The organism is Desulfobotulus sp. (assembly GCF_034006065.1).
Classification (GTDB): Bacteria; Desulfobacterota; Desulfobacteria; order Desulfobacterales; family ASO4-4; genus Desulfobotulus.
Map to the genome: position 1 here is coordinate 21,292 of NZ_JAVETM010000001.1, position 26,025 is coordinate 47,316.

The window sequence follows — 26,025 nt, forward strand, 5'->3', positions numbered from 1 at the left end:
AAATGGAAAGCCTGGGAGAAGAGACCAGGCTCCTGCATGGATACAAGGAGAAGATGATGGCTGGCAATGGCGTACGGGTGCTTGTGGTGGACGACGACATGTTTTCCGCAGAGCTTGCGGCGATGGCCCTTGAAGAGGGCGGATTGGATGTGGTTGTGGCGGAAGGGGGCATGGACGCTCTGGAAAAGGTGGCAACGGATTCCGGGATCGCGGTGGTCGTTTCGGACATGCACATGCCCTTTATCAACGGCGTGCAATTGCTTGAGGCCCTGCGCGAGCATGGTTTTTTTCAGCCCTTCGTGCTGCTCACCGCCGATGACGTAACTGCGCTGCGGGCAAAGCATCCCGCCATTGCGGCCATTGTGGCCAAGGATGGGGGGTTTCAGGAAACCCTTTTCAGGGTGGTGGCAGACCTTCTCGTCACAAACCGCACAAAAGGGGAGATGCCATGAACCTGTCCGCATCCGAGCGTTTCCGCAGACTGAAAGAAACCTTCACCCAGCAGCTTCCCCAGCAGCTTGAAACCATCCGCAGCATACTGGGAACACGGGATGAACAAGGGGAGGGAAAGGCCGAAGCCCTGCATCGGGAGCTGCATCGCCTTAAAGGAACCGCGGCTTCCTTTGGGTTGCATCGTCTGGCCCGTGCGGCGGATGCGGGAGAACGCCTTGCCAAGAGTCTTATGGAGGACAAGGCCATCTCTGAAGATTGGGAAGGGCGGATAAAAGACTGTCTGGCTGCCGTAGAAAAAGAAATCCGGGAGCTTGCTGTGGCGGCTCCGGAATGCTTTTCTCCCATGGACCTGGCGATGACGGAAATGCTTGCTTCATCGGAAAATCAGAAGACCGTCTACCTCTGTGAGGATGATCCCATCCAGTGTTCCGGCATGGCCACGCAGATCACCTGTTTTGGTTTCCGGGTCAAGGCCTTTGAGGATCTCGAAACCTTCCGTCAGGCGGTTTTTGAGCATCCGCCGGACGCCATCGTCATGGACATGATTCACCATGACAGGGATACGGGAGGGGCGGAGATCATCCGTCAGATTCGGGAAAGTCAGCACAGTCATATTCCTGTCATTTTCATTTCCATCCAGGCGGATCTCAAGGCCCGCCTGGCGGCTGTGCGTACAGGTTCCAGCGCTTATCTGGTAAAGCCGGTCAATCCTCTGACCCTCTGCTCCATGCTGCAGGATATGACCGCAGACACGGAGCCGGAGCCTTACAGGGTCATGATTGTGGAGGACGATCCCCATCTTGCGGAATTGTACAGCATCATCCTCCGGGAGGCGGGCATGGAAACCCGCGTGTTGACGGATCCCATGCAGGCCCTTGCCCTGCTTTCGGAATTCACGCCGGATCTGATTCTCATGGATGTGTATATGCCAGGATGCAATGGCATGGAGTTGGCGGGGGCCATCCGCCAGATGGATGCCTATCTCAGCATCCCCATCATCTTCTTGTCCAAGGAAAGAGACACCAACCTTCAGTTTGACGCTCGCAGGATGGGAGGGGATGAGTTTCTGATCAAGCCCATCCAGCCGGGCCATCTGGTATCTGCCGTATCCGTGCGTGCGGAAAGAATGAAGCTCATCCGTTCCTTTATGGTGAAAGACAGCATGACCGGGCTTTACAATCACAGCGCCATCCGGGAGCATCTCATTGTCCAGATGGAGCATGCCCGCCGCAAAGGGGAAAATCTCTGCTTTGCCATGATCGACATTGACCATTTCAAGAAGGTGAATGACACCTATGGCCATCCTGTGGGGGATCAGGTGCTGGTGGCGGTTTCCCGTCTTCTGAAACAAAGGCTTCGGAAAAGTGATGTGATCGGTCGCTATGGCGGAGAAGAATTTGCCGTCATTCTTCAGGATTGTTCCCTGGAAGAGGCCAGCCGCCTCCTTGAGCAGCTCAGGGAAAGCTTTGCCGCCATCTGCTTTAAAGTGGGGGAGCTTACCTTTTCCTGCTCTTTCAGTTGCGGGGTAGCCAGTTTTGCCTCCCATGATGATCTGGAAAGCCTCTGCATGGCAGCGGATGAAGCCCTTTACGCGGCCAAAAAAAGCGGGAGAAACCGGGTTTTTGCAGCCGCTGCGGATAGGTGTTTTCTGTGAGAGAATGGGCAGGCTGAAGAGGCATAAAAAAGCAGAAATGGAATCCGGGAGGGGACTTCGGTCCCCTTTTTCCATGATTTTCTGGGAAAGGGAATTTGGGGAAATTTCATGGGCAAAGTCTATGCAAAATCCAGACCGCTCATTTGACAGCCCTTCCCCCATGCTTATGATTTCAGGGAAACCGGCCCGGATTTTTTTTAAAAAGGGTCTGAAACCATCCGTCAGGATTTCATCCAAAAAGGAGACGCCATGCGTTTGGATAAATTCACCCTGAAAAGCCAGGAGCTTCTCCAGGAAGCGATCCACATAGCTGAAAAACACAGCCATCCCCAGATGGAGCCCGTCCACCTTCTTGAAGCCATGCTTCAGGATGAAAACGGCATTGCCATGGCCATATTCCGCAAAATCGGCCTGCCCCTCGAAGCCTTCCGCCATGGGGTTACGGATCTTCTCCGGAAATCTCCCAAAGTCACGGGAGCGGTTGGAGAAAGGGGACCCTCTCGCAGCCTTTACGGGGTACTGGAAGCGGCCCTGAAAGAGGCGAGCACCATGAAGGATCAGTATGTGAGCGTGGAACACCTCCTTCTGGCCCTTTGCGATGAAAGGGAAAATATCCAGAAGCTCTTCAGAGGATTTGGTATTTCAAGGGAGAGTATCCTTGAAACCCTCCAGACCATCCGGGGCAACGACCGGGTAACCGACCCCAATCCCGAAGACAAGTACCAGGCCCTTGAGAAGTATGCGCGGGATCTCACGGATCTGGCCCGGGCGGGCAAGCTCGATCCTGTGATCGGCCGGGATGAGGAAATCCGGCGGGTGGTGCAGGTGCTTTCCCGGAGAACCAAAAACAATCCCGTGCTCATCGGTGAGCCGGGGGTTGGGAAAACGGCCATTGTGGAAGGTCTTGCCCGCCGTATCGTGGAAGGGGATGTGGCCGAATCCCTGAAAAACAAGCGACTCATGGCGCTGGATATGGGGGCGCTCATTGCCGGAGCCAAGTACAGGGGCGAGTTTGAGGACAGGCTGAAGGCGGTTCTGAAAGAAGTGGAAAAGGCCGAAGGCGGGGTTATCCTCTTCATCGACGAGCTGCATACCCTGGTGGGGGCCGGTGCGGCGGAAGGCTCCATGGATGCGTCCAACATGCTGAAGCCCGCCCTGGCCCGGGGGCTTCTGCGCTGCGTAGGCGCTACCACCCTCAATGAGTACAGAAAATATATTGAAAAGGACGCGGCCCTGGAGCGGCGTTTTCAGCCCGTTCTGGCCCAGGAGCCCAGCGTGGAGGACACCATCTCCATCCTGCGGGGGCTTAAGGAAAAATACGAGGTGCATCATGGGGTGCGCATCAAGGATTCGGCCCTTGTGGCTGCGGCCACCCTGTCGGATCGTTACATCGCAGACCGTTTTCTGCCGGACAAGGCCATTGACCTCATGGATGAATGCGCTTCCAAAATCCGCATGGAGATTGACTCCATGCCCGCCAGCATTGATGAGCTGCAGCGCCGCATGACCCAGCTTGAAATTGAGCGGGAGGCCTTACGCAAGGAAAGTGACGCAGCCTCGGCTTCAAGGCTTGAAAAGCTTGAGGCGGAACTTGCCGGTCTGAAGGAGGAAGTTCAGGAACAGCGGGGACGCTGGCAGAATGAAAAGGACACCATCGCCCGCATCCGGGAGATCAAGGAGAAAATGGAGCAGCTGGGCATTGAGGAGGAGCAGGCCCAGCGCAGGGGCGATCTTGGACGTGTGGCGGAAATCCGGTATGGCCTCATGCTGGAGTTGCAGAAGGACTTTGAGGCTGCGAGGGCCGCTCTTTCTGAACTTCAGAGGGAGCAGCGCATGCTGCGGGAAGAGGTGGAGGCCGAAGACATTGCCGAAGTGGTGTCCCGCTGGACGGGCATTCCCGTGGCCCGCATGATGGAAGGGGAGCGGGAAAAACTTCTGCGCCTTGAAGAGGTTCTGGCCCAGCGGGTGGTGGGCCAGAACCGGGCGGTGGAGGCGGTTTCCAATGCCGTGCGCAGGGCCAGATCCGGCCTGCAGGACCCCAATCGCCCCTTGGGCAGCTTCATCTTCATGGGACCTACGGGCGTGGGCAAGACCGAGCTTGCCAAGGCACTGGCAGCCTTTCTCTTTGATACGGAGCAGGCCATGGTGCGCATCGACATGAGTGAATTCATGGAAAAGCACTCCGTGGCAAGGCTTATCGGAGCGCCTCCGGGGTATGTGGGCTATGAGGAGGGCGGGTATCTCACCGAAGCGGTGCGGAGACGGCCCTACAGCGTGCTGCTTTTTGATGAGATCGAAAAGGCCCATCCCGATGTGTTCAACGTGCTGCTTCAGGTGCTCGACGATGGCCGTCTCACCGACGGTCAGGGTCGCACCGTGGATTTTCGGAATACCCTCATCATTATGACTTCCAATGTGGGCAGCCGCATGATTCAGGAAATGGGAGAGGGCAGGCGGAGCGAGATGGAGGAGGCTGTGGAAGCGGCGTTGCGGGCCACCTTCAAGCCTGAGTTTTTAAACCGCATTGACGAGACCATCATTTTTGAAGCTCTGAAACCGGAGCAGATCCGCAGCATTGTGACCCTTCAGATGAAGCGTCTCGAAGCCCGGCTTCAGGAAAAGAGGGTAACCCTTGCCTTGAGCAAGGAAGCCCTGGATTTTCTGGCGGAACGCGGATACAGCCCGGTGTATGGGGCAAGGCCGCTCAAGCGAGCCATTCAGCAGCTTCTGGAAAATCCCCTGGCTGTGAAGATTCTCAAAGGGGAAATCGCTGAAGGCAGCCGGATTGGGGTGCGACCTGGACTCAGTTCCGAGGGCGGGCCTCTTATCTTTGAATCTTCGCCTGTGACATAAAAAAACATTTTCGACTCCGCCATGGCCTTCATGGGTGCATGGCGGCGTTTTGCAGCACAACGCCTTGCATAAAGGAAAAGCCATGACCGATTTTTCAAACCTGCATCCGGATCTGAAAAAAGCCCTGGAAGGGGTTGCGGGTTTTGTGAAAGCCCTTTGCGGAACGGCCCCCACCCAGGAGGAGCTGGCCGTGGCGCTGAATCGTTATTTTGTGAAAAAGGAAATCTGTGACACGCTGGTGGCCAATCGGGGGGAAGCAGAAAAAAAAGACGGTGAGTAACCTGCAGGGGGCTTTTGGCTCTAGGGGGTAAGAAGGATGGATTTTTTCGATCCATCGGTGTAATTGCATTGACAAAATGAATGCTCGGACATATTTTTAGCGCCGGTTTATGATTTTTTAGGGGAATTTCTTTTTATCCTGGATGTTTGCCGGTTACGCCGTTGTTAAAGGAGGTTTTATGATCGAAGTGACTCCTGCTGCCATTGAGCAGATCAATGTCTATTTTGAAGGGCGGCAGGTCATGCCCCTCAGGCTTTTTGTCCACTCGGGCGGCTGAGCCGGGCCTTCTCTGGCCCTGGCTCTGGATGAGCCGAACAGCAAAGATGAAGTTTTTACCATTGGCGGTCATACCTTTGTTGCAGAAGCCGATTTTCTCAAGCAAGCGGCTCCTGTGAAAATTGATTTCAGCTCTGCGGGATTCAAGATTGATTCCAGCATTGATTTTGGAAGCTCGGGATGCGGATCCTGCAGTGGCTCCTGCAGCACCGGACACTGATAAGCTGTAGCCAAAGACGCAAAAGGGAGAGCAGGAGACCATCCTGCCCTCCTTTTTTGTTTTCTCCTTTTCCCTGCCTTGCCTTTCTTTTTTCCCTGGGATAGAATTTTTTAAAAAATCAGGGAGGAAAAGCCTTGGAAATCTGTAGCCTCTGCGGTCGTTGTGATGCAGCCCCAAGTTGTTTGGAAACCCGCATTCGCATCGATGGGGTCTTCTACCGCCCACGACCCTGGCAGCCCCGAAAAAAAACGGTGTTTGAAGAAGACGGCATTCCGTCCCGCTGTCCTTGCTGCGGGGTTCTGCCCACGGGCTTTCACCATGTGGGGTGTTTTCTTGAAATATGTCCCCGCTGCGAGGGACACTGGCTGTCTTGTCGCTGTTTTGGCATTAAAGTACCCGTGAACAACAAGGAAGAATGCCGTGTGATTGCTTTTCCCGGCACGGCGACCGTATCGCTTTTTCCAGGAGGTGGACAACGATGATGTGGTTTTTTTTCCTTTCAGCGCTGATTTTTCTGTGGATCCATTTTTATCGCATGCGTTCCAGGAAAAAGGCAGAAAAGATTTATGTGTGCACGGTGTGTGATGCCTATGACTGCATCTGCGAGGAGACCGAAGCCCTGGATGGGAAAAAAAGGAAGGATGACCCATGAGAATGGGAGGCTGGATCTGCATATTTTTATGTCTTTTTTCCCTTTATTCCTGCGGCGGAAAGCAAAAGGATGAATCCCGTCTGCTCCTTCTTGGCAGTTGGCGTTTTTCCCAGATGAATATGCATACCATTCTCACCTTAAGAAACAACGGAACCTGGCAGTCCGATGACAGGGTGGAGGGTCGGCATACCCGGATTGTGGAAAAACGGGGAAAAAGCACGGGCCGCTGGCAGATGGAATCGGGAAACCGTCTGATTTTTTCCGTGGAAACGGCGGACGAAGCAGGCATGTGGCCCGCAGGGTCCATGCAGTCCTTTGACATTGTCTCCCTGGACGCCCGCACCCTTGTGTTGCAGCAGGAGAGCGGGAGAACCTGGGAGTGGTCCAAGATCCGGGCCCAAAGGCCCACGGAAGGGGAGGTTGTGGCTCATCAGGCGGTGCGCATGCCGCCTCTCATTGTGAATGTGGCGCGGTCAAGAATTCTCGAACGCCAGCGCTTCTTGTGCCTTGATCTGGAGTTTATTCTGACCCTGGATGAATTCATCCCGAATCCGGAAATGATTCCTCCGCCACCGCCCTTACATCCGGAAGTTCGGGAAACCATTCTTTTTTATCTTTCAAGCCTTGAATACCGGGAAATCAATTCCTTTGACCGGGTAAAAGCTCTGCGGCTTCATCTGAGACAGATGTTGAATCCCTATTTTGATAACCGCCTTCATGAAATTGAAGTGCGCAATATCATTGTGGCGTCCAGTAAGGACAGCCTTGAAGAGTTTATTCTGCAATACCCGGAGCTGCGCCATGAATTCGGGCTTACACCGCCGCAGCGGCCCCAATCCCCGGCTGAAAAAGCGGAAGAAGAGGGGTGAAGCCATGGGCTAAGCCCGCATAAAAAGCGCATCTTGTTCTCGGTGAAAGGAGAGCCCTTGCCCTGAGCTGAACAGAGGACGCTGGCTGGAGGTCTTTATATCGACCATAGGGACGATATAAAGACCTTTTTTTATGTTTTTTTTCAATGTATTTATTTTTTATATTTATTATCAAATAGTTATATGGCTTTTTCATGCTGGCATGGTCCTCGCAAAATGAGGAAGAAAAGAAAGCAGCTTCCTTTCATCCCATCCAGGGGGTGAAGCCTCTTTTCCATCCCATTCCATAAGGAGATCGCCATGAGAACAAAAGAACAGTACATCAGCGACCTGATGAAGCTCAAAAAGAATATCTTTTACAAGGGGGAAAGAATCAGCCGGGATCATAAGGAGCTGGAAATGACCCTGGGGGTTCTCGGGCACACCTTTGAAGTGGCCCGTGACCCTGAAAAAGCCCACCTCTGCACCGCGGTTTCTCACTTGAGCGGAGAAACCATCAACCGTTTCTGTCATATCCACCAGAGCACAGAAGATCTGCACAAAAAGCAGGACATGACCCGCATGCTCTGCCGGGAAGTGGGCTACTGCATCGGTCGCTGCATGGGAGCGGATGCCAGCAATGCGGTGAACATCATCTCCTATGAGGCGGACAAGGCCAATGGCGGCAAGACCCGGTATCACGAAAATTTTTTGAAATGGCTGGATAATTTCCAGAAAAAGGATCTGGTGGTGGCCTGCGCCCAGACGGACGTGAAGGGAGAGCGCATGCTGCGGCCTTCCCAGCAGCCCGATCCGGATCAGTACCTCCATGTGGTGGAAAGAAACAGTGAGGGCATCGTGGTCACGGGCTGCAAGGTGCACATCACCCAGGCCTCCGTTGCCGATGAGATCATGGTGGTACCCACCCGCGCCCTTACTGAAGACGAAAAGGATTATGCGGTGGCCTTTGCCATCCCTTCGGATGCCGATGGCATCACCCAGGTGGTTCATCCCCACAACATGCGCAGCCGTACCCATTTCAAGCGCGGCTTTGACTTCGGTGCTGCGGACTCCTATGTGATCTTTGATAAAGTTTTTGTTCCCTGGGATCGGGTCTTTCTCTGTGGGGAGCACCAGCATGGTGGACTCTGCGCCCTTCTCTTCGCCCTCTTCCACAGACACAGCTATTCCGGATGCAAGCCCGCCATCGGGGACATCACCATGGGCCTTGCCGCGCTGGCTGCGGAGGTGAACGGCATTGAAAAGACCCCCCATGTGAAGGAAAAGCTGGCCAGCATCATCCAGATTGCAGAGCTTGGCTATGCCGCAGGCTATACCGCATCCGCTCTGGCCAAGCCCGAGGTGAACATTCCGGGTTTCGGCCCCGTTCCCTTCGGCCCCGGCGCTTATGTGCCCAATTCCATCTATTGCAACGTGGGCCGGTGTCTCACCGGAGAAGCGGTCTTCCATGAGCAGGAAATGCTTTGCGACATCGCAGGCGGGGTACCGGCCACCTTCCCCTATGAGCAGGATCTGGTGAATGAGGAGCTGAAGCCCTATCTGGAAAAATACCTGAAGCGGAACACAAAAATTCCCGTGGAAGACCAGATCCGCTTCTGGCTCTACTTCAGCGACATGACGGTCTCTTCCATGGCAGGCTGCCTGAACTATGCAAGCGTTCATGGGGGGGGCTCTCCCATCATGGAGCAGATTGCCATCACCACCCAGTACAATCTCAAAGAGAGAAAAGATGTGGTGAGACGCCTTGCGGGGATGTCCAAGGCCTGATGGTTTTGGGCTGGACGGGCCGCATCTCCTTGGGCTTTGTGCTTTGGGAATGCGGCATTTCACCTGCCTGAAGAGGAGGCAATATGGATAGCGACAAGACCATGGGGGCATTGCCCCACACACCATCCCATGAAACGGAAAAAAAACAAGAAACAGGCAAGGGGTCCATCAATGCGGACGCCATGGTCCGGGTTTTTGTGGAAAACCAGAGTCACGCCATCCATGCGGTGATTGATGGTATGGATGAAGAAAGAACGGGAACAGAAACCAAAGAAGGAAACAGAAAATGAGCCTTTTTTCCCTTGAAAATAAGATTGCCCTCATCACCGGAGCCAGCCGGGGGATCGGGGAAAGCATGGCGCTCACCTTTGCCGAATACGGGGCCCACTGCATCCTTGTGAGTCGTAAGCTCGATGGTCTTGAGGCTGTGGTGGAAAAAATCCGTGCAAAGGGCGGCAGTGCCGAGGCCATGGCCTGCAACATGGGCGAAATTGAGCAGATCCAGCAACTCATGGATGCGGTGGAAAAAAAACACGGCAGACTGGACATTCTGGTGAACAACGCCGCAGCCAACCCCTACTTCGGAGAGATGCTTCAGGCGGAACCCTGGGCCTGGGAAAAAACCCATGACGTAAACCTCAAAGGTCCCTTTTTCATGACCCAGCGGGCTGCCAAGATGATGAAGGAAAAGGGCCTGGGCGGGGCCATTGTGAATGTGTCTTCCGTAAACGGTGTCCGCCCTGCCCAGATGCAGGGGATTTATTCTGTCACCAAGGCGGCCCTGATTTCCATGACGCTGGCCTTTGCCAAGGAACTGGCACCTTTCAATATCCGGGTGAATGCCCTTTTGCCCGGCATGACGGAAACCAAATTTTCGAGCGCCATCACGGAAAACGAGGCCATCAGCAAGGCTGTGATTTCCATGATTCCCTTAAAACGTATTGCTGCCCCGTCGGAAATGGCAGGGGCTGCCCTCTATCTTGTTTCTGAGGCTTCTTCCTATACCACCGGCACCTGCCTGGTCTGTGACGGTGGCATGCTGGCCTGAGGTTCTGGTAGCGGAAAGGGATCTGTGTCAGATTGGTCTTCCGTACCTCGTACGTGGGAAAAATCCGGACACTTTTTTGAAGGAAAGGAAGTGGGCATGATTGTGACGGCAAAAATCAAGGTGAGACCGGAAGTTGCCAGGGAAGCTGAAGAAAGGTTGCTGCATCTTGTGGAAATGGCCGGAACGGAAGAGGGGATTTTAAGCTATGTTCTGCACAGGGACATGAAAACCCCGGGACTTTTTTTCGTGTATGAGAAGTATAGGGACAAGGCGGCTTTTCAGCGTCACAGCAGCATGGCCCATGTGCAGGAGGCCTTCAAATGGCTGGCTCCCAACCTTGCAGAAGGCCCAGAGTTGACCATGTATGAGCAAATTGCTGCTTTTCAGGCCTGAAAAAGGAAAAAAGAAGGGGGGATTTTCTGTACACGGCCCTGGCACAGGAAATTCCTCCCTTTCAATCCCCCGGAATGGTTTCTCCTCCCCCAATTTTTCTCCCCGGTTCTCGCCCCCATTGTTTTTTTCCTTCCGGAAGTCTTGTATTTTTTTCGTTGCGGCTTACCTTGAATCCAATTTTACCGTAGGCCATGACCACCACGAAATGGTAGGACGGCTCCAGACCTTTTTCCTTTGCCTTGCGGATTTCATTGAGCAGATCCCGCGCATTGGCACTGTCGTGGGCGATGGATACCCGCAGCTCCTTGCCCTTGATGGTAAGGGGGACGGAGCGGATGCCCGCCATGCCTCTGACTTCCTTAAAAGGAGATCTTCTCGTATTCCTTTCCCGTCACAAGGAAGTAGCCCGCGCGCAGGGTCGCAGCAATTTGATTTTATACGAATTGAGAGGTGGCTGGGATGAGTAATGCCTTGTCTTTCCAGTTGCTGGCCGATGCCGTACTGACGCTGCATGTTGCCATTGTGCTTTTCGTCGTAGGGGCGGTGGTGCTGGTTCTGATTGGCAATCTGCTGAAGTGGCAGTGGGTCAACAGGCTTTGGTTCAGGCTTGTTCATCTGGCAACCATCGCATTTGTGGCGGTCGAAGCATGGTTTGGGATGGTCTGTCCGCTTACCACGCTGGAGATGTGGCTCAGGTCAAAGGCAGAAGAGACCCCATATAAAGGCAGCTTTATTGAGCATTGGCTGCAGGCCCTTCTTTTCTGGGAGGCGGAGCCCTGGGTCTTTATCGGTGTTTACACGGTGTTTGCCCTGGCAGTGGCGGCTCTGTGGTGGTGCTTTCCGCCAAGGTGGAAGTAGCGGCGGAGGATTCTTAGTGTCTGATCCTTTCGGGTTGTTGAGAAGCACCGTCGGGAGAAAAATCTTGTATTTTTTTTGTTGTGGCTTAACTTTAGAAGAACCTTGTAAAGTGCATTGGCCCTAAAAATACAAGTTATTGATATTAAACAGTCCAATCATAAAAAAACAAGGTTTGACCAAAATCTGCATCCCTGCATCCTCACCTCTTTAAAGGTTTCGCTCCCTTTTCTGGCACTTTCAAGACCGGGATAAAAAACACTCGAAAACGCGTAAGCGTCTGGGGTGTTTTCATATCTGAAAGGAGAGTCACCATGCAGAAAGATAATGGAATTCATAGGGAAAACCCGGTTGAAAGTGCAGGAATTCTTCTTGATATGATAAGACGGCTTGCATCCGAACTCCATCCGAATCTGGCTTCCGTACGTCACGCTGGCCTTGACAGCAGCCTTGACAAGGATTTTGGCCTCGACAGCCTTGGACGGGTGGAGCTTCTGTCAAGAATTGAGAAGACGTTCGGAAGCGTTCTGCCCGAAAGGGTTTTTGTTGAAGCAGAGACGCCACGGGATCTTCTGCATGCCATTGCAGACCATTCAGATCGTTCGGAAAAGAAAGAAGCCGCTGTATTTCATGACATCATAAAGATCAACCCCGAGGCATCCTTTTCCTACCCCCACGGCGCCCTGAGCCTGCTCGATGTGCTGAACTGGCATGTTCATGCCCATGCCGAGAGACCGCATATACGTCTTTACAGCGATGAGGGTGAAGATCAAATCATCACTTACGGAGAACTGAGGCAAAAGGCCGAAGTTCTTGCGGCAGGACTTCAGTTGCGTGGTGTGCTGCCTGGCGACAGGGTGGTATTGATGCTGGCCTCTGACGAGGATTATTTCACCGCATTTTTCGGCGTGGTGATGGTCGGAGCGGTTCCTGTGCCCATCTACCCTCCTTTCAGAAAAACCCAGATTGAAGATCATCTGAAACGGCACAGCGACATCCTGAGAAACTGCGGAGCTCTCGTACTCATCACCATGCCCGAAGCCAGAATCGTGGCAAGACTGCTGAAATCCCAGGTGGAAACTCTGAAGGAAATCGTTACGGTCGAAGATCTGAAATCTTCGAAGGGGACCTACACGGCTCCTGCCATCTCAGCGAGGGACATTGCCCTTCTGCAGTACACCTCAGGCAGTACGGGAGACCCCAAGGGGGTTGTTGTCACCCATGAGAACCTGCTTTCCAACATCCGGGCCATGGGCGAAGCCATCAAGATCCGTTCTTCAGATATCTTTGTGAGCTGGCTGCCCCTTTACCATGATATGGGCCTGATAGGGGCCTGGCTTGGCAGCCTTTATTTCGGTATTACGGCTGTCATCATGTCTCCTGTTACCTTTCTGACAAAACCTGGCCGTTGGCTCTGGGCAATCCACCGATACAGGGGCACCCTTTCCGCAGCACCTAATTTTGCCTATGAACTGATGGCCACAAGAACCGAAGAATCCGATCTTGAAGGCCTTGATTTAAGCTCATGGCGACTTGCCTTTAACGGAGCCGAACCCGTCAACCCCGATACCGCAGAAAGGTTTTGCTCCAGATTTGCTTCCTATCATTTCAGAAGAGAAGCTTTTGCGCCTGTTTACGGACTTGCTGAAAGTTCCGTTGGCCTGGCGTTCCCGCCACCGGGACGGGGTCCTCTGGTGGACAGGATACTGCGGGATCCTTTCATACGGAACAGAACCGCAATCCCTGTCTCTGAGGCAGAGTCAGATTCCGGCACAATCCGTTTTATGGCCTGTGGCCGTCCTCTGGCTGGCCATGAAATACGCATTGTGGATGCAAAGGGCAGAGAGGTTTCTGAAAGGCATGAGGGCAGGCTGCAGTTTCGCGGGCCATCGGCGTGCAGGGGATATTTCAGGAATGCGGAGCATACCGCACGTCTCATGCAGGGGGAGTGGCTTGACTCCGGCGATCTTGCCTATATTGCGGAAGGGGATGTGTATATCACGGGCCGAAGCAAGGATATGATCATCCGCGCAGGGCGCAATATCTATCCCCAGGAGCTTGAGGCCGCCGTTGGAAGGATTAAGGGTATCAGAACAGGAAATGTTGCAGTGTTCGGCAGTATGGATCGCCAGTCGGGTGCTGAACGGTTGATTGTTCTGGCCGAAACCAGGGAGACCTCTGAAGATAAACTGGAAAACCTTCAATCTGAAATCAGTTCAGTCACCATCGATCTGCTCGGCCTTCCCCCGGATGATGTGGCCCTTGTGCCGCCTGGATGCATACTCAAGACCTCAAGCGGAAAAATCAGGCGGTCTGCCAACAGGGAGCTTTACGAACAAGGAGCTATGAGCCGGACTAAGGGGATTGACCCCATGGCCCTGGGCAGACTTCTGTTTTCAGGCATGATGACAGCACTGAGGCGCAGTCTTAAATCCGTGTCAAAGAATGTGTACTCATCATACTGTTGGCTCTGTTTTTCCCTGATTGCCACCTTTTCCTGGGGAGTTACCCTGATTCTGCCCGGTCCGGATCTGCGCTGGGGATTTCTCCGCAGGATGTCAAGGTTTCTTTGCCGGGTCACAGGCATTGGGGTATCTGTGCAGGGTATTGAAAACCTAGAGAATATGGCTGGATACATCATTGCTGCAAACCATTCGAGCTATATTGACAGCCTCATTCTGGTATCCGTTCTTCCCCGGAGAGCGTGTTTTGTGGCAAAGGCCGAACTCAGGAAAAACAGTATCGCCAGACTGTTTCTGGACAGGATCGGTGTTGAATATGTGGAGCGTTTTGATGTGCAAAAGGGTGTGGAAGACACAAAGCGGATTGTAAAATCCATAGATAAAGCGATTCCCCTGCTTTTTTTCCCTGAAGGCACTTTCACGAGAATGCCTGGACTCCTTCCCTTTCACATGGGGGCTTTCATGACTTCCGTGGATACAGGATTGCCCGTGGTTCCGGTTTCCATCAAGGGAGCCAGATCCATACTCCGGGCGGATTCATGGTTTGTCAGGAAGGGAGCGGTCCATGTCTGTATCGGCAGAGCCATTGAAGGGGGAGGGGAAGAAAATCAGTGGGACAAGATAATGAGGCTCAGGGATGAGACACGAAAGCATATCCTCAGATATTCAGGGGAACCTGATCTGGATTATGAAAAATCTCCTGTGTGGGCGCTTTCCCCAAAAAAATCCCTGTAGCAAGCCGGAAGAATTTAAAAACGCCCCCATTCAATCCCTGTTTGAAAATGAGAGGGGATTCCAGCCCCGGATGGCGCTCCGGAATCCCCTTTTTTATCCTCAACTTAAAAGCAAAAAACCCTTTCAGCGCGTGTACAGGGGCCTTGGATGGTAGTGGGTATGCAGCAGAACATGGGCCTTGTGGCTGCCGGGTTTTTCCAGAAACTCCCGGTACACCTCCTCGATGAAGGGGTTCTGGTGGGAGCAGCGGATTTCAGATTTTGCGTCATCGGCGTACATCCCGGCAATGCGGGCGTTGCGAACGGCATCCGTGGTGTTGTAGGGCTGTCCGCCACCGGCAATGCACCCGCCCCGGCAGGCCATGACCTCCACGAAATGGTAGGGCGGTTCTTTGCCTTCTTCCCTTGCCGTACGGATTTCATTGAGCAGATCCCGCACATTGGCAATGCCGTGGGCGATGGCCACCCGCAGCTCTTTTCCTTTGATGGAAAGGCTTGCGGTGCGGATGCCCTCCATGCCTCTGACTTCCTCAAAGGTGATTTTTTCGTATTCCTCTCCCGTCACAAGAAAATACCCCGTGCGCAGGGCTGCTTCCATGACCCCGCCCGTGGCTCCGAAAATGGTTCCGGCTCCGGTGTAGGCACCGATGGGAGAGTCGGCGGACTCATCATCGGGAAGGGCGAGAAAATCAATCCCCGACTGCTTGATGAGTCGGGCCAGCTCACGGGTGGTGAGTACCAGATCCACATCCTGCTGGCCTGAGGCGTACATGTCCTTGTCCCGGACGATTTCAAATTTCTTGCTGGTGCAGGGCATGATGGCCGCAGAGAAGATCTTTTCTCTGGGGATGCCCTTTTTCTCGGCGTAATAGGTTTTGGTGAGGGCTCCCTGCATCATCATGGGCGATTTGGCCGTGGAAAAGTGGGGGATCATGTCCGCACAGTACTTTTCCATATAATCCACCCAGCTGGGGCAGCAGGAGGTGATGAGGGGGAGAATGCCGTTCTGGGTGAGGCGTTCGATGAATTCCGTGCCTTCTTCCATGATGGTGAGGTCTGCGGAGAAGTTGGTGTCAAAGATGGCATTGACCCCGAGGCGGCGCAGAGCCCCATAAATTTTGCCCGTGGTGATGGTGCCGGGCGGCAGGCCGAAGGCCTCTCCGATGGCGACCCGCACGGCGGGGGCAATCTGGACGGCAACGTGGAGTTCGGGGTTGAGGATGGCATCGAGAAGCTTTTTCGTGTCATCCCGTTCATAGATGGCTCCCACGGGACAGTGGGCGCTGCACTGGCCGCACTTGATGCAGGGGCTTTCACTGAGCAGGGCCCCGCCTGCGGGCATCATCTCCGTGTGGTCGCCCCTGCCGATGAACTCCAGGGCCCAGACATCCTGGAGCTCCTGACAGACAAGGACGCAGCGTCCGCATTTGATGCATTTTCTGGGATCGAGAACAATGGAAAGGGTGGATTCATCCTTTGGCAGTTCCGGTACATTGGACTGAAAGGGCACTTCCCGGATACTGAAGTTGGCCGCAAGGGTCTGAAGCTCGCAGCTGCCGCTGCGCCCGCAGGTGAGGCAGTCGTTGGGATGGTTGGAAAGGATCATTTCCACGATGGTGCGCCGGATCTTGTTCAGTTCCGGGTCGTGGGTGATGTAGCTGGCATTGGCACTGACTTCCGTAACGCAGGCTCTGGGAAGCTTGGGCATGCCCTCCACCTTGACGACACAGAGACCGCAGGCGCCCCAGGGGGTGAGGTCAGGATGGGCGCAGAGGGTGGGAATGTGAATCCCCGCCTGTCTGGCCGCTGCCAGTACGGAAATGCCAGGGGCAACTTCCATGGGAATATTGTTGATTTTGATCTGTATTTTCTGCACCTGTCCGCTCCTTCATTTTCTGGTTCGGGCTTTCACGCGATCTCCACAGCGCCAAATTTGCAGCCCTCATAGCAGATGCCGCACTTGATGCAGCATTCCTGATCAATGACATGGGGCTTCTTGCGTTTTCCTGTGATGCAGTTGTTGGGGCATTTTCGGGAGCAGACCGTGCATCCGATGCAGAGATCCGGGTTGATGGTGTAGGTGACAAGGGCCTTGCAGACCCCCGCAGGACAGCGTTTGTCTTCGATATGGGCCAGATATTCCGCCTCAAAATACCGCAGGGTGGAGAGAACGGGGTTGGGAGCCGCCTGGCCTAAGCCGCAGAGGGAAGCCTTCTGCATGGGAACGGCCAGGGCCTTGAGGTGCTGGATATCTTCCAGGGTGCCCTGGCCCTTTGTGATCTTATCGAGGATATTGTACATCTTGCGGCCGCCGATGCGGCAGGGGGCGCATTTTCCACAGGATTCATCTACAGAGAAATCGAGATAGAATTTGGTGACATCCACAATGCAGTCGTCCTCATCCATGACGATCATGCCGCCGGAACCCATCATGGAGCCAAGGGCCACGAGGTTTTCGTAGTCGATGGGTGTGTCCAGATGTTCCGCCGTGATCACCCCGCCGGAAGGCCCGCCGGTCTGCACGGCCTTGAAGGCCTTGCCGCCGGGAATGCCGCCGCCGATGTCAAAGATGATCTCCCTTAAGGTGGTGCCCATGGGCACTTCCACAAGACCGGAGTTGCTGATTTTGCCCGTAAGGGCAAAAACCTTGGTTCCCTTGGATTTTTCCGTACCGATTTTGGCAAACCAGTCTCCCCCCCTGAGGATGATCTTGGGGATGCTGGCCAGGGTTTCCACGTTGTTGATCACCGTGGGTTTTCCCCAGAGCCCCCGCGTTGCGGGGAAGGGAGGGCGTGGCCTCGGCATGCCGCGTTCGCCCTCGATGGAAGCGATGAGGGCCGTTTCCTCACCGCAGACAAAGGCCCCTGCGCCAAGACGGATTTCAATGTCAAAATCAAAACCGCTGTCCAGGATGTTTTTCCCAAGAAGCCCGTGCTCCCGGGCCTGATCCATGGCCGTGTAAAGACGCTCGATGGCCAGGGGATATTCGGCACGGATATAGATGTACCCCATGCGGGAGCCGCAGGCATAACCGGCGATGGCCATGGCTTCCAGAATGGACTGGGGGTCGCCTTCCAGGATGGAGCGGTCCATGTAGGCACCGGGGTCGCCCTCATCGGCATTGCAGACGATGAAGACCTCGTCTGTCTTATCCTTCACATCATGGGTGAATTTCCACTTCTGCCAGGTGGGGAACCCGGCTCCGCCCCGGCCCCGGAGCCCGGATTTTTTCAGCTCCTCAATGACCTCCAGGGGAGTCATTTCAAAAAGGGCCATGCTCAAGGCCGCATACCCGTCCCGGCCGATATATTCGCTGATTTCACCGGGGTTGATGACCCCGCAGTTTCTTAAGGCAATGCGTACCTGCTTCTGGTAAAAGCGGGAGGGTTTTTTGTGTTCTTCTCCCTTGAGCATGAGGCGCTGCACTTCTTTGCCGCCGAGGATGTGTTCATCCATGATGGCTCTCGCCCCTTCCGCATCCACCTCCACGTAAAAGGTTTCATCGGGAAGCACTTTGACGATGGGGCCTTTGCTGCAGAAGCCAAAACATCCGGTTTTGACGATCTGGACTTCCTGGCTGACCCTGCGATCCATGACGAGCCTTTTCAGCTCCCTGTAAATCTCATCGGACTTTCCGGATTCGCACTGGTTGCCGCTGCAAACCAGGCAGAAATTTTTATAGGGCATGGTTGGGCTCCTTTACCATGTCCGGGGCCGGACGGTCGAAGACATGGCCGCAGACCAGCTCTCTGCCGAGGATATGCCGGTCAACGATCTGCTGGGCCACTTCCGGCGTTACCCTGCCGTAAATGGTGTCCGGCATGCCATGCATTCTCACCTCCACCGTGGGTTCCGCATAGTCAAGGCCTAAGGAGCCGGTCTGGCGGATGAGGGCTTTGGTGATGCCTCTGTCCTTCAGGGTGTCGTTCAGCACCCGCAGAATGTCCCGCGCACCGGAGGCAATGCCGCTGCTGCCCATGCCGATGCGGATTTCAATCTCGCCGTCATTCCCTTTGGGGTCGTGGAGTTCCATGCTTTTTTCTTCGCGCAGTCTGTTCAGCTCTTCCAGGCGGTTTGGTGCCATATGCTCTCTCCTTTGATCCCTGATGGGCGTGAATTTTTCATGGTGCCAGCGTTTTTCAGGATTTTCCATGGTAGCGGGAGATGATTTCCGCAAGGTCGTCGGGTTTGACACCGCCAAAGACCTCCTCGTCTATGGTCATGACCGGAGAAAGGCCGCAGCAGCCGATGCAGCGTACGGCTTCCACGGAAAATTCCCCGTCATCGGTGCTTTCCTTGATCCCTACTCCGAGAAGGTTTTCAACTTCCTGAATCACCCCATGGGCACCTTTCAGGTAGCAGGCCGTGCCCGTGCAGACGGAAAGGGTATGGCGGCCGGGTTTTTTCTGCTTGAAGTAGTGGTAGAAGGTGAGAACCCCGTAGATTTTTGCTAAGGGGACATCAATGCGGCGGCTCAGCTCAATGGCGACCTGCCTGGGAACAAAGCCGAATTCCTGCTGGATGCGGTGGAGAATCATGATGAGATTGCCCCGCTTTTCCTTCCAGGCATCGATGAAGGTGATGAGCTCATCGGATAGGGTGAATTCCTGCTGGATTTCCATAGATCCTTGTCTCCGGTTTCGTTTGTGAAACAGTGTTTACGGCAAGGGGTGCATCGGGTTACAGGGTCGGGTGCTGCAAAACTTTGGTATGAAAAAACAGGGGGTTGATCTGGATTTGACGGGTAATGCGTGGCTTTGGGGCCGTATTTTTCAAGGAAAACCCTACTGTGAATGGACGGAGGGTTCAATAAAAAAATGCGGATTGCAAAGATAAGGGGTCACAGGAAAGTGCCATCCAGGGAAAGGATGACAGGAGAAGAGGTGATGTCAAGGATACGGATATCCATGCTTCGGAGGACATCCACCCCATGACTGACCATGAGCAGGGTGGTTTTCTGTGTGCGATGGATCTCTGCGATAAAATCAGCGATGCGATGCTGCCAGACCGCATCCAGAAAGGCAAAGGGCTCATCCAGAAGGAGAAGATCGGGCTCTGCGGCCAGGGCGCAGGCCAGGGCGAGACGGCGTTTCATACCGCCGCTCATCTCTGCGGGTTTTTGGGCAAGGGATGCCCCAAGTCCCATGTTTTCCAGCCAGAGCAGAGCTTTTTGCCTTCTTTTTTTTTCAGAAAAACGAGCAGACAGGAAAAAATCCATATTCTGAAGGGCGCTGCGCCAGGGAAGCAGGGGCGTGTCCTGTAAAAGACAAGCCATGTTCAGGGTGTGACGTCTGCAGAAACCACTGTCAGGCCTGAGGATGCCTGCGGCGATTTCCAGCAGCGTGCTTTTCCCCATGCCCGAAGGCCCGGCCAGACAGAGCATTTCCGCCTTTTGAAGGGTAAAGTTCACATCGCGAAGTACGGTTTTTCCATGAAAAGCTTTGGATACATGGGAAAATTCAAGCATGGCTTCCCCTGTTACGGGCTGCGGCCTGGCGCAGGGGACGGATGAGGCCGGATTCAATGACAAGTCCGAATCCCACAAGAATCAGGGCCCATGAAAAAAGACGAGGCATATCCAGCATGCGGTAAGACCAGTAGATTTGCGCGCCGATGCCCTCGGAGCTTCCGAGAAACTCCGCCACCGCTGTCACTTTCCAGCAGCTTCCCAGGGCATGGGAGAGTCCCGCAAGAATGTAAGGATAAATTCCCGGCAGAACCAGTTCTTTGAGCATGCGACCTCGTGTGACGCGGTAGGTTCGGGCTATCACAAAGAGCCGTGGATCCAGGCTGGCCGTGCTCTGGGCGATGGTGAAAAAAAGAGGTGGAAAAAGGGAGGCCATGACCACGAGGATGGGGATGGCATTGCCCGTTCCCACCCAGACCATGAGGAGTGTGATCCATAAAATCGGGGGCGTGGCCTGAAGCACCGCTGCCATGGGAGCAAGCAGGGCCATGGTTTTGCGGGAAAGACCTGCGGCAATGCCCGTGAAAAGGGCGAGGATGAAGGTGAAGACAATGGCAGAAAAACCACGACCCAGGGTGAGGATCATGTTTTCCCACACACTGAGCTGAAAAAGCATGGAGCCAAGACTTCTCAGTGTGGCCTGGGGAGAGGGCACCAGAAGGCTTCCCAGAAAAAATGTGGCAAGGCTCCAGAGGCCAAGGAGAAGGGTGATGGAAAAGAAAAGGGAAATCATGGATGGCTTATCCCTTCTCTCCGGTGGATTTCCAGAAAAAAGTATCCCAGGCGGCCGGACCCTGGGCCCATCCGGGCATGAGGATATTCAGGTAGCGCAGGACTTCTTCCCGTGCGGCCCAGGCGCTTTCCACATGCACGAGATCCCGGACCAGGGAAGCGCGGACCATTTCCTTGGGTATAAAGGCGGAAAAAGCTTCGGGCAGGGCATCCACACCGGCCAGGGGGTCTTCCCTCAGACCTTTTCCCTCGGCTTCCACCACAGCGAGAATATGGGCAATGATCTCCGGGTGTCTGACCGCAGTATGGCGGTTGACGGCCATGCCGGCAAGGGGCATGCGACGGGGGCCCTGTGTGCGTTCGCCATAGATGTCCTCAAGATTTGCGATAATGAAAAGGTTCGGATCCTTCAGAAGAAGGGAGGTGAGCAGGGGCTCGGGTACAAGGGCTGAGTCAATTTTTCCTTCAAGGAGCATGAGGGCCAGTTGTCTGGGTTCAAGGCCGCGAAAACGGATGTTTGCTTCTTCTTTTGTCAGCAGGGCTTTCAGTACGGAGACGCCGGGGGAGCCCGGAGGTGCATGGGCCAATTCATGATCGGAAAGATCGGCCAGAGCGTGTAGGGTGGGATTTCTGGAAATGAGGTAGAACTTGCGCCATCCGCTGACAAGGAGCATCTGCACGGGCGCGTTCAGGGCATGGGCCTGGGCGAAGCCCTCCGTATGGCCCAGCCAGAGATCACCCTTTCCGGCAAGGAGCAGCCCCCGCAGATCATCGGTGTTTTTCCATACATGGACGCGGATATTGCATTTTCGGAGGATCTCGCCACTCTGGATTCCCGTCCAGAAGGGCATCTGGGCCGTTGTGGCGAGACCTGTGGTGTACAGGGTGAGGGTGGGCAGATCCGGATTGGTACCGAAAAGGAGGCCCTGGTCTGGACTTTCACGGAAAAGCATCCAGGTTGCGGAGGCCGCCATGAGCGCGGATAAGAAAATGAGAAGCGTTCGCATGTGCGCCCTTTTCGGCATTACCACTCCATTCTGTAGCTGACCATGAGGTTTCTTCCCGCCTCGTTTCTTTCCGCAGGCTTGCGGCCTGTGGCAAGATGATTTCTGTATGCTGCATCAAGAAGGTTGTGCACGGCAAGGGAAACTTCCTGAAGGCTGTCCGCAAGACGAAAACGCCATGCCAGGCGTGTGTTGAGGGTGAACCAGCCCGGTGTTTCCCTTTCTTCGGGTCCGGTGCGGGTTTGGCGCTCCGCCCAGACGAGATCCAGCTCGCCGTTGAGTCCCAGGGTCTGGCTGCGGGCGAGACCCACCAGGCCATTGAGGGGAGGTATCCGGGCAAGATCCTCATTTTCGGTCTTGTTTCTGCCTTGGGTCCAGGCAAGGGAGGCGTAGGTTTTCCAGGAAGGAACAAAGCGCCATTCCAGGTTCATCTCTGCGCCGTGGATGCGGGCCTGCTGCACATTACGCATTTCATACCTTGTGTCCGAAACCGGATGCTCCACAATGAGATCATGGATCTGGTTGGCATAGGTATTGATACTGGCCCGAAAATCCCTTGCCCCATAGTGCAGCCCGGCTTCAAGGAAGAGGGATCGTTCGGGATCAAGGTCCGGCGTTCCATACACCTCGTAGGTGCCCATGTTGAGATACTTGAAACGCTCCATGAGATCCGGCGCGCGATAACTGGATGCGGCCAGGAGGGTGAGGGACCAGGCGGGGATGGGGGTCCAGGTAAGGCCTGCGTGCAGATCCCAACTTGTGGTGTGAAAGCTTCGGGAGTTTCGTTTCAGAGGATTGGGAGTTTCCGGTGAAGGCGGTTCTACCCAGGCGTAGTGGGCCTTGCTTTCCGCATGGATACCATCGAGGCGTCCGCCCAGATTGAGGGAAAGGACGGGGTTGAAGGCCCATTGGTGTTCTGCGAAAACTCCACCGGAAAATTGCCGGGCATCGGCAAGAGGCTGGTCAATGGCCTGGGTTCCGTTGAGAAATCTTCTGATCCTTTTGCCTTCATAGGTCCAATCCCAGGCATCAAGACCTGCGGTAAAGGCATGATTTTCCCTTTCAAAGGCATGGATCCATTTGAGGCCCAGAGTTTCATGAAGAGCAGAAGGAAGAATCTCGTTCATGCCCGTGGCGTTCGGCAGCTTGTCGATGCGCACCTTTCGGTCTATCCTCTGGTAAAAAAGCGTGAGATCGGATCGTTTTAAAAGACCCCCTTCGGGCGTAAAGCCGTGGGAGAGATCCATGAGCATGCGGTGGGTTTTCGGGTAGGTGACGTCCGCAGCCGCAGGCAGCGAGGCTTCGCCTCTTCCGGGAATGCCGATTTCCCGGCCTTCATGGAACTGGTACTGCATCCGGGTCTGGTGGAGGGCATTCCACCTGTAACCTGCCTTGAGGTTGAGACCTTGGTCCTGAAACTGGCTGTTGGGGATGGTCTGGCCTTCTCCGTCCTGGTAGCTCGCGGCATCCCGCTGGCTGGATGAGGCATACACCCAGTATTGGGGGGTATTCCGGACCACACGGGTATGGAGGGCGTATCCCTGGGGATTGGTGGCGTAGCGAGTGCTGAGGCTGAGGTGGTTGGTGGGTGTTGGGGAAAACTCTCCCTTCTGGGTGATTACATGGACCACCCCGCCGATGGAGCCGGATCCGTACAAGGCGCTGACCGGGCCTTTGAGTACTTCCATGCGTTCAACCTCTCCGGGATCCAGCAGGCCGAACTGGGCATTGATGTCCGTTGCCGTATTCACCCGACATCCGTCGATGAGAAGAAGTACCCGGTTTCTCCCAAGACCCCGGATACTGATGGCGGACCCCCAGGGGGAATCGGGCGCAGTCTGGACCCCTGCAACGCCCTGAAGGGCATGGGAAAGACTGATGGGTTGGACTCGGAAGATTTCCTCCGCATCCACCAGGGCCGTGCCGCCCGGCGTTCGGGAGATGAGACTTTCATGGCCCCTTGCGGAAACAATCACGGGGTCGAGTGCAATGGTTTCCGGATCCGTGGTAGCGGGAGAGGATGAGGGCCAGATGAGAAAAAAAAGGAGAGGGCTAAGGATCCTGAAAAAAAGGTGGACTTTCAGCACGGTGTCCTTTCCATTAAAAATTTGGTGGCTTATGGTCCGAAGGGTTTTAATCAGCACGACGGTGGGTGATGCTTTTTTTTTGATTTTTAGCATCTTGGATTCGGATCTCCCACCTTTTTTTTCAGGCAGCCTTGTCTTGGGCCCTGACCATGGCGTACATAGACCATGAAGATGGGGCCTGAAGGAGATAAGGTAAATTCCGCCTTCATATTTTCCTTATGGCATAACCTTAAAATCACCGAAGAAGGACACCTACGATGACAGCCGGTAGGATTATCCTGAGCAGGCGTTTTCTGCCCTTTTTTCTCACCCAGGCCAGCGGCGCGTTCAATGACAATGTGTTTAAGAACGCCCTGATGCTGCTCCTTGCCTTCAGTGTAGCTTCGGCTTTACCCTGGGATACCAATTTCACCATGAATCTGGCCGCAGGCCTTTTCATTCTTCCCTTTCTGCTCTTTTCTGCCACCGCGGGCAGTCTTGCGGACGCCATCTGCAAAACCCGACTGATCCGGGCATTGAAAATCACGGAAATCCTTCTTATGGTTTTGGCGGCCCTTGCCTTTTACACGGAACAATATCTGTTTTTGCTGGGGCTCTTGTTTCTCATGGGGACGCAGTCCGCCTTTTTCGGGCCGGTCAAGTATGCGGTGCTGCCCCAGCTGCTGAGAGACGAGGAGCTTCTTGCGGGAAACGCCTGGGTGGAGATGGGCACCTTTCTTGCCATTCTCATGGGCACCATCCTTGGCGGGCTTCTGGTGGGGATCCCCCGTGCGCCTCTGTGGATCGGTGTCGTTCTGGTACTCTTTGCCTTTCTGGGCTATCTCGCCAGCCGTTTGATTCCCCTTGTGGGAAAGATGGCATCTGCGGAAACCTTTCGTTTTGCCCCCTGGTCCCAGACCTTAGGCATCATCCGCCTCAGTTACGCAAACCGTACCCTTTATCTCTCCATTATGGCCATCAGCTGGTTCTGGTTCCTCGGAGCCAGCTATCTCACCCAGTTTCCCAATTTCACCAAAACTGTCCTCATGGGGGACAATACCGTGGTTACGGCCCTCCTGGTGGCCTTTTCCGTGGGCGTTGGCGCAGGTTCCATGCTCTGCGAACGCCTTTCCGGAGACCGGGTGGAACTGGGCATTGTGCCCATGGGATCTCTGGGGATCACCCTTTCAGGCCTTTTCCTTTACAGCGTCAGTCCCATAGCCAGCGATGGAGAACTTCTGAGTTTCACCGCCTTCTGGGCCCAGCCCCATGGCATGGCCGTGCTGCTGGCCCTGACCCTCATCGGTGTGTCCGGTGGTCTTTTCATTGTTCCCCTTTACGCCCTTTTGCAAAAAAGGGCGGAGCCTGGGCAAAGGGCGCGGATCATTGCGGCCAATAACATCTTTAATGCCCTTTTTATGGTAGCCAGCGCCCTGGCTGGTATTCTCTTCCTTGCGGTCTTTGATCTGAGCATACCCCACTATTTTCTGGTTCTGGCCCTGATGAACGCGGTGGTGGCCCTTTATGTCTATGCCCAGGTTCCGGAATTTCTGCTGCGTTTTGTGGTGTATCTTCTTACCCATTCCATGTACCGGGTGCGCAGTGAAAACCTCGATCAGATTCCCGAGGAAGGTCCTGCAGTGCTGGTGGCCAACCATGTGAGTTATGTGGATGCCCTTCTTATTGCGGGTGCATGCAGACGGCCTGTGCGCTTTGTCATGGAAAAGGCCATTTATGATTTGCCAGGGCTGAATGGCCTTTTCCGCGCCGCCCGCACCATTCCCATCTGCAGCTTCAAGGAGGATCCCCTTGTGTTTGAAAAAGCCTTTGCCAGTGTGGCGGCGGAGCTGAAAGAGGGGAACCTGATTTGCATTTTTCCCGAAGGCCGTCTCACCCGCAACGGAGAGATGAATCCTTTCAGGCCGGGGATAGAACGCATCCTTGCAGAAACGCCTGTGCCTGTGATTCCCATGGCGCTTCAGGGGCTCTGGGGTTCTTTTTTCAGTCATGAGGGGAGGGGAGCGATGAAGTTCAAGGGCCGTTTCTGGTCCAGGGTGGGACTGGTGGTCGGTCCGCCCCTTTCCTCCGGGGAAGCCACGGCCGAGGCGCTGGAAGAACAGGTGCGGCTTTTGCGGGGGGATTCTCCCTGATATGGGCTTAGCCGGGTGAAAGGAATGGAAATATGGGGACATCCGGATGAAATTAGACTATAGCTCGGATGCAGTTTCCATTCGGCCTGG

General features: G+C 54.7%; 22 protein-coding genes. 13 read left to right on the plus strand and 9 right to left on the minus strand.

The genetic code is table 11. The annotated features are described in order from the left end of the window. The first annotated feature begins 53 nt into the window (after positions 1 to 53). The 10 genes from RBR60_RS00095 to RBR60_RS00140 all read left to right on the plus strand — a co-directional run bounded on the left by RBR60_RS00095 (position 54) and on the right by RBR60_RS00140 (position 10,465). On the plus strand, positions 54 to 452 hold the full coding sequence (locus RBR60_RS00095) for a response regulator (RefSeq protein ID WP_320353538.1): 399 nt from the start codon (positions 54 to 56) through the stop codon (positions 450 to 452). Next, a complete protein-coding gene (locus RBR60_RS00100; RefSeq protein WP_320353539.1) occupies positions 449 to 2,107 on the plus strand; it encodes a diguanylate cyclase in 1,659 nt (552 codons plus the stop codon). The genes RBR60_RS00095 and RBR60_RS00100 overlap by 4 nt, the downstream gene beginning before the upstream one ends. 255 nt (positions 2,108 to 2,362) lie before the next feature. Further along, complete coding sequence (gene clpB / locus RBR60_RS00105; RefSeq protein ID WP_413815439.1) at positions 2,363 to 4,960, plus strand: ATP-dependent chaperone ClpB; 2,598 nt, start codon at positions 2,363 to 2,365, stop codon at positions 4,958 to 4,960. 82 nt (positions 4,961 to 5,042) lie between these two features. After that, complete coding sequence (locus RBR60_RS00110; protein WP_320353542.1) at positions 5,043 to 5,240, plus strand: hypothetical protein; 198 nt, start codon at positions 5,043 to 5,045, stop codon at positions 5,238 to 5,240. Positions 5,241 to 5,870: 630 nt separating this feature from the next. Then, complete coding sequence (locus tag RBR60_RS00115) at positions 5,871 to 6,218, plus strand: hypothetical protein (protein ID WP_320353543.1); 348 nt, start codon at positions 5,871 to 5,873, stop codon at positions 6,216 to 6,218. A 166-nt stretch (positions 6,219 to 6,384) separates the two neighbouring features. After that, entirely contained in the window at positions 6,385 to 7,257 is an 873-nt protein-coding gene (locus RBR60_RS00120; RefSeq protein ID WP_320353544.1) for a flagellar basal body-associated FliL family protein, read from the plus strand. Positions 7,258 to 7,557: 300 nt separating this feature from the next. Next, entirely contained in the window at positions 7,558 to 9,024 is a 1,467-nt protein-coding gene (locus RBR60_RS00125) for a 4-hydroxyphenylacetate 3-hydroxylase family protein (protein ID WP_320353545.1), read from the plus strand. Positions 9,025 to 9,107: 83 nt separating this feature from the next. After that, complete coding sequence (locus RBR60_RS00130; protein ID WP_320353547.1) at positions 9,108 to 9,314, plus strand: hypothetical protein; 207 nt, start codon at positions 9,108 to 9,110, stop codon at positions 9,312 to 9,314. Beyond that, positions 9,311 to 10,072 (plus strand): SDR family oxidoreductase, encoded by a 762-nt coding sequence (locus tag RBR60_RS00135; RefSeq protein ID WP_320353549.1) that lies wholly within the window; start codon positions 9,311 to 9,313, stop codon positions 10,070 to 10,072. The genes RBR60_RS00130 and RBR60_RS00135 overlap by 4 nt, the downstream gene beginning before the upstream one ends. Positions 10,073 to 10,168: 96 nt before the next feature. Next, positions 10,169 to 10,465: a putative quinol monooxygenase gene (locus RBR60_RS00140; RefSeq protein ID WP_320353550.1), complete on the plus strand. Its 297-nt coding sequence runs from the start codon at positions 10,169 to 10,171 to the stop codon at positions 10,463 to 10,465. A 61-nt stretch (positions 10,466 to 10,526) separates the two neighbouring features. Here RBR60_RS00140 and RBR60_RS00145 read toward each other — a convergent pair whose 3' ends face one another. After that, entirely contained in the window at positions 10,527 to 10,811 is a 285-nt protein-coding gene (locus RBR60_RS00145) for a hypothetical protein (RefSeq protein ID WP_320353551.1), read from the minus strand. Between the two features lie 113 nt (positions 10,812 to 10,924). Between RBR60_RS00145 and RBR60_RS00150 the strand changes: the two genes are divergently transcribed. Beyond that, a complete protein-coding gene (locus RBR60_RS00150; RefSeq protein WP_320353552.1) occupies positions 10,925 to 11,323 on the plus strand; it encodes a DUF2784 domain-containing protein in 399 nt (132 codons plus the stop codon). Between the two features lie 311 nt (positions 11,324 to 11,634). Next, on the plus strand, positions 11,635 to 14,517 hold the full coding sequence (locus RBR60_RS00155) for an AMP-binding protein (protein ID WP_320353553.1): 2,883 nt from the start codon (positions 11,635 to 11,637) through the stop codon (positions 14,515 to 14,517). Positions 14,518 to 14,640: 123 nt separating this feature from the next. Here the strand turns inward: RBR60_RS00155 and RBR60_RS00160 are convergent, their stop codons facing one another. From RBR60_RS00160 to RBR60_RS00195, 8 genes are all read right to left on the minus strand, one after another. Next, on the minus strand, positions 14,641 to 16,392 hold the full coding sequence (locus tag RBR60_RS00160; protein WP_320353554.1) for an NADH-dependent [FeFe] hydrogenase, group A6: 1,752 nt from the start codon (positions 16,390 to 16,392) through the stop codon (positions 14,641 to 14,643). 32 nt (positions 16,393 to 16,424) lie between these two features. Further along, positions 16,425 to 18,203 (minus strand): NADH-quinone oxidoreductase subunit NuoF, encoded by a 1,779-nt coding sequence (locus RBR60_RS00165; RefSeq protein WP_320353555.1) that lies wholly within the window; start codon positions 18,201 to 18,203, stop codon positions 16,425 to 16,427. Beyond that, positions 18,193 to 18,600, minus strand: a complete 408-nt coding sequence (locus RBR60_RS00170) for a (2Fe-2S) ferredoxin domain-containing protein (RefSeq protein ID WP_320353556.1) — start codon at positions 18,598 to 18,600, stop codon at positions 18,193 to 18,195. Before RBR60_RS00170 ends, RBR60_RS00165 begins: the two co-directional genes overlap by 11 nt. Positions 18,601 to 18,655: 55 nt before the next feature. After that, positions 18,656 to 19,138, minus strand: coding sequence for an NAD(P)H-dependent oxidoreductase subunit E (locus RBR60_RS00175; protein ID WP_320353557.1), 483 nt, complete (start codon positions 19,136 to 19,138; stop codon positions 18,656 to 18,658). Between the two features lie 218 nt (positions 19,139 to 19,356). Next, entirely contained in the window at positions 19,357 to 19,983 is a 627-nt protein-coding gene (locus RBR60_RS00180; protein ID WP_320353559.1) for an ATP-binding cassette domain-containing protein, read from the minus strand. Next, entirely contained in the window at positions 19,976 to 20,716 is a 741-nt protein-coding gene (locus tag RBR60_RS00185) for an ABC transporter permease (protein WP_320353560.1), read from the minus strand. Before RBR60_RS00185 ends, RBR60_RS00180 begins: the two co-directional genes overlap by 8 nt. A 7-nt stretch (positions 20,717 to 20,723) precedes the next feature. After that, on the minus strand, positions 20,724 to 21,722 hold the full coding sequence (locus RBR60_RS00190; RefSeq protein ID WP_320353562.1) for a hypothetical protein: 999 nt from the start codon (positions 21,720 to 21,722) through the stop codon (positions 20,724 to 20,726). A 17-nt stretch (positions 21,723 to 21,739) separates the two neighbouring features. Continuing rightward, complete coding sequence (locus RBR60_RS00195) at positions 21,740 to 23,806, minus strand: TonB-dependent receptor (RefSeq protein ID WP_320353563.1); 2,067 nt, start codon at positions 23,804 to 23,806, stop codon at positions 21,740 to 21,742. A 257-nt stretch (positions 23,807 to 24,063) separates the two neighbouring features. Between RBR60_RS00195 and RBR60_RS00200 the strand changes: the two genes are divergently transcribed. Next, entirely contained in the window at positions 24,064 to 25,935 is a 1,872-nt protein-coding gene (locus tag RBR60_RS00200) for an MFS transporter (protein WP_320353564.1), read from the plus strand. Positions 25,936 to 26,025: the final 90 nt, after the last annotated feature.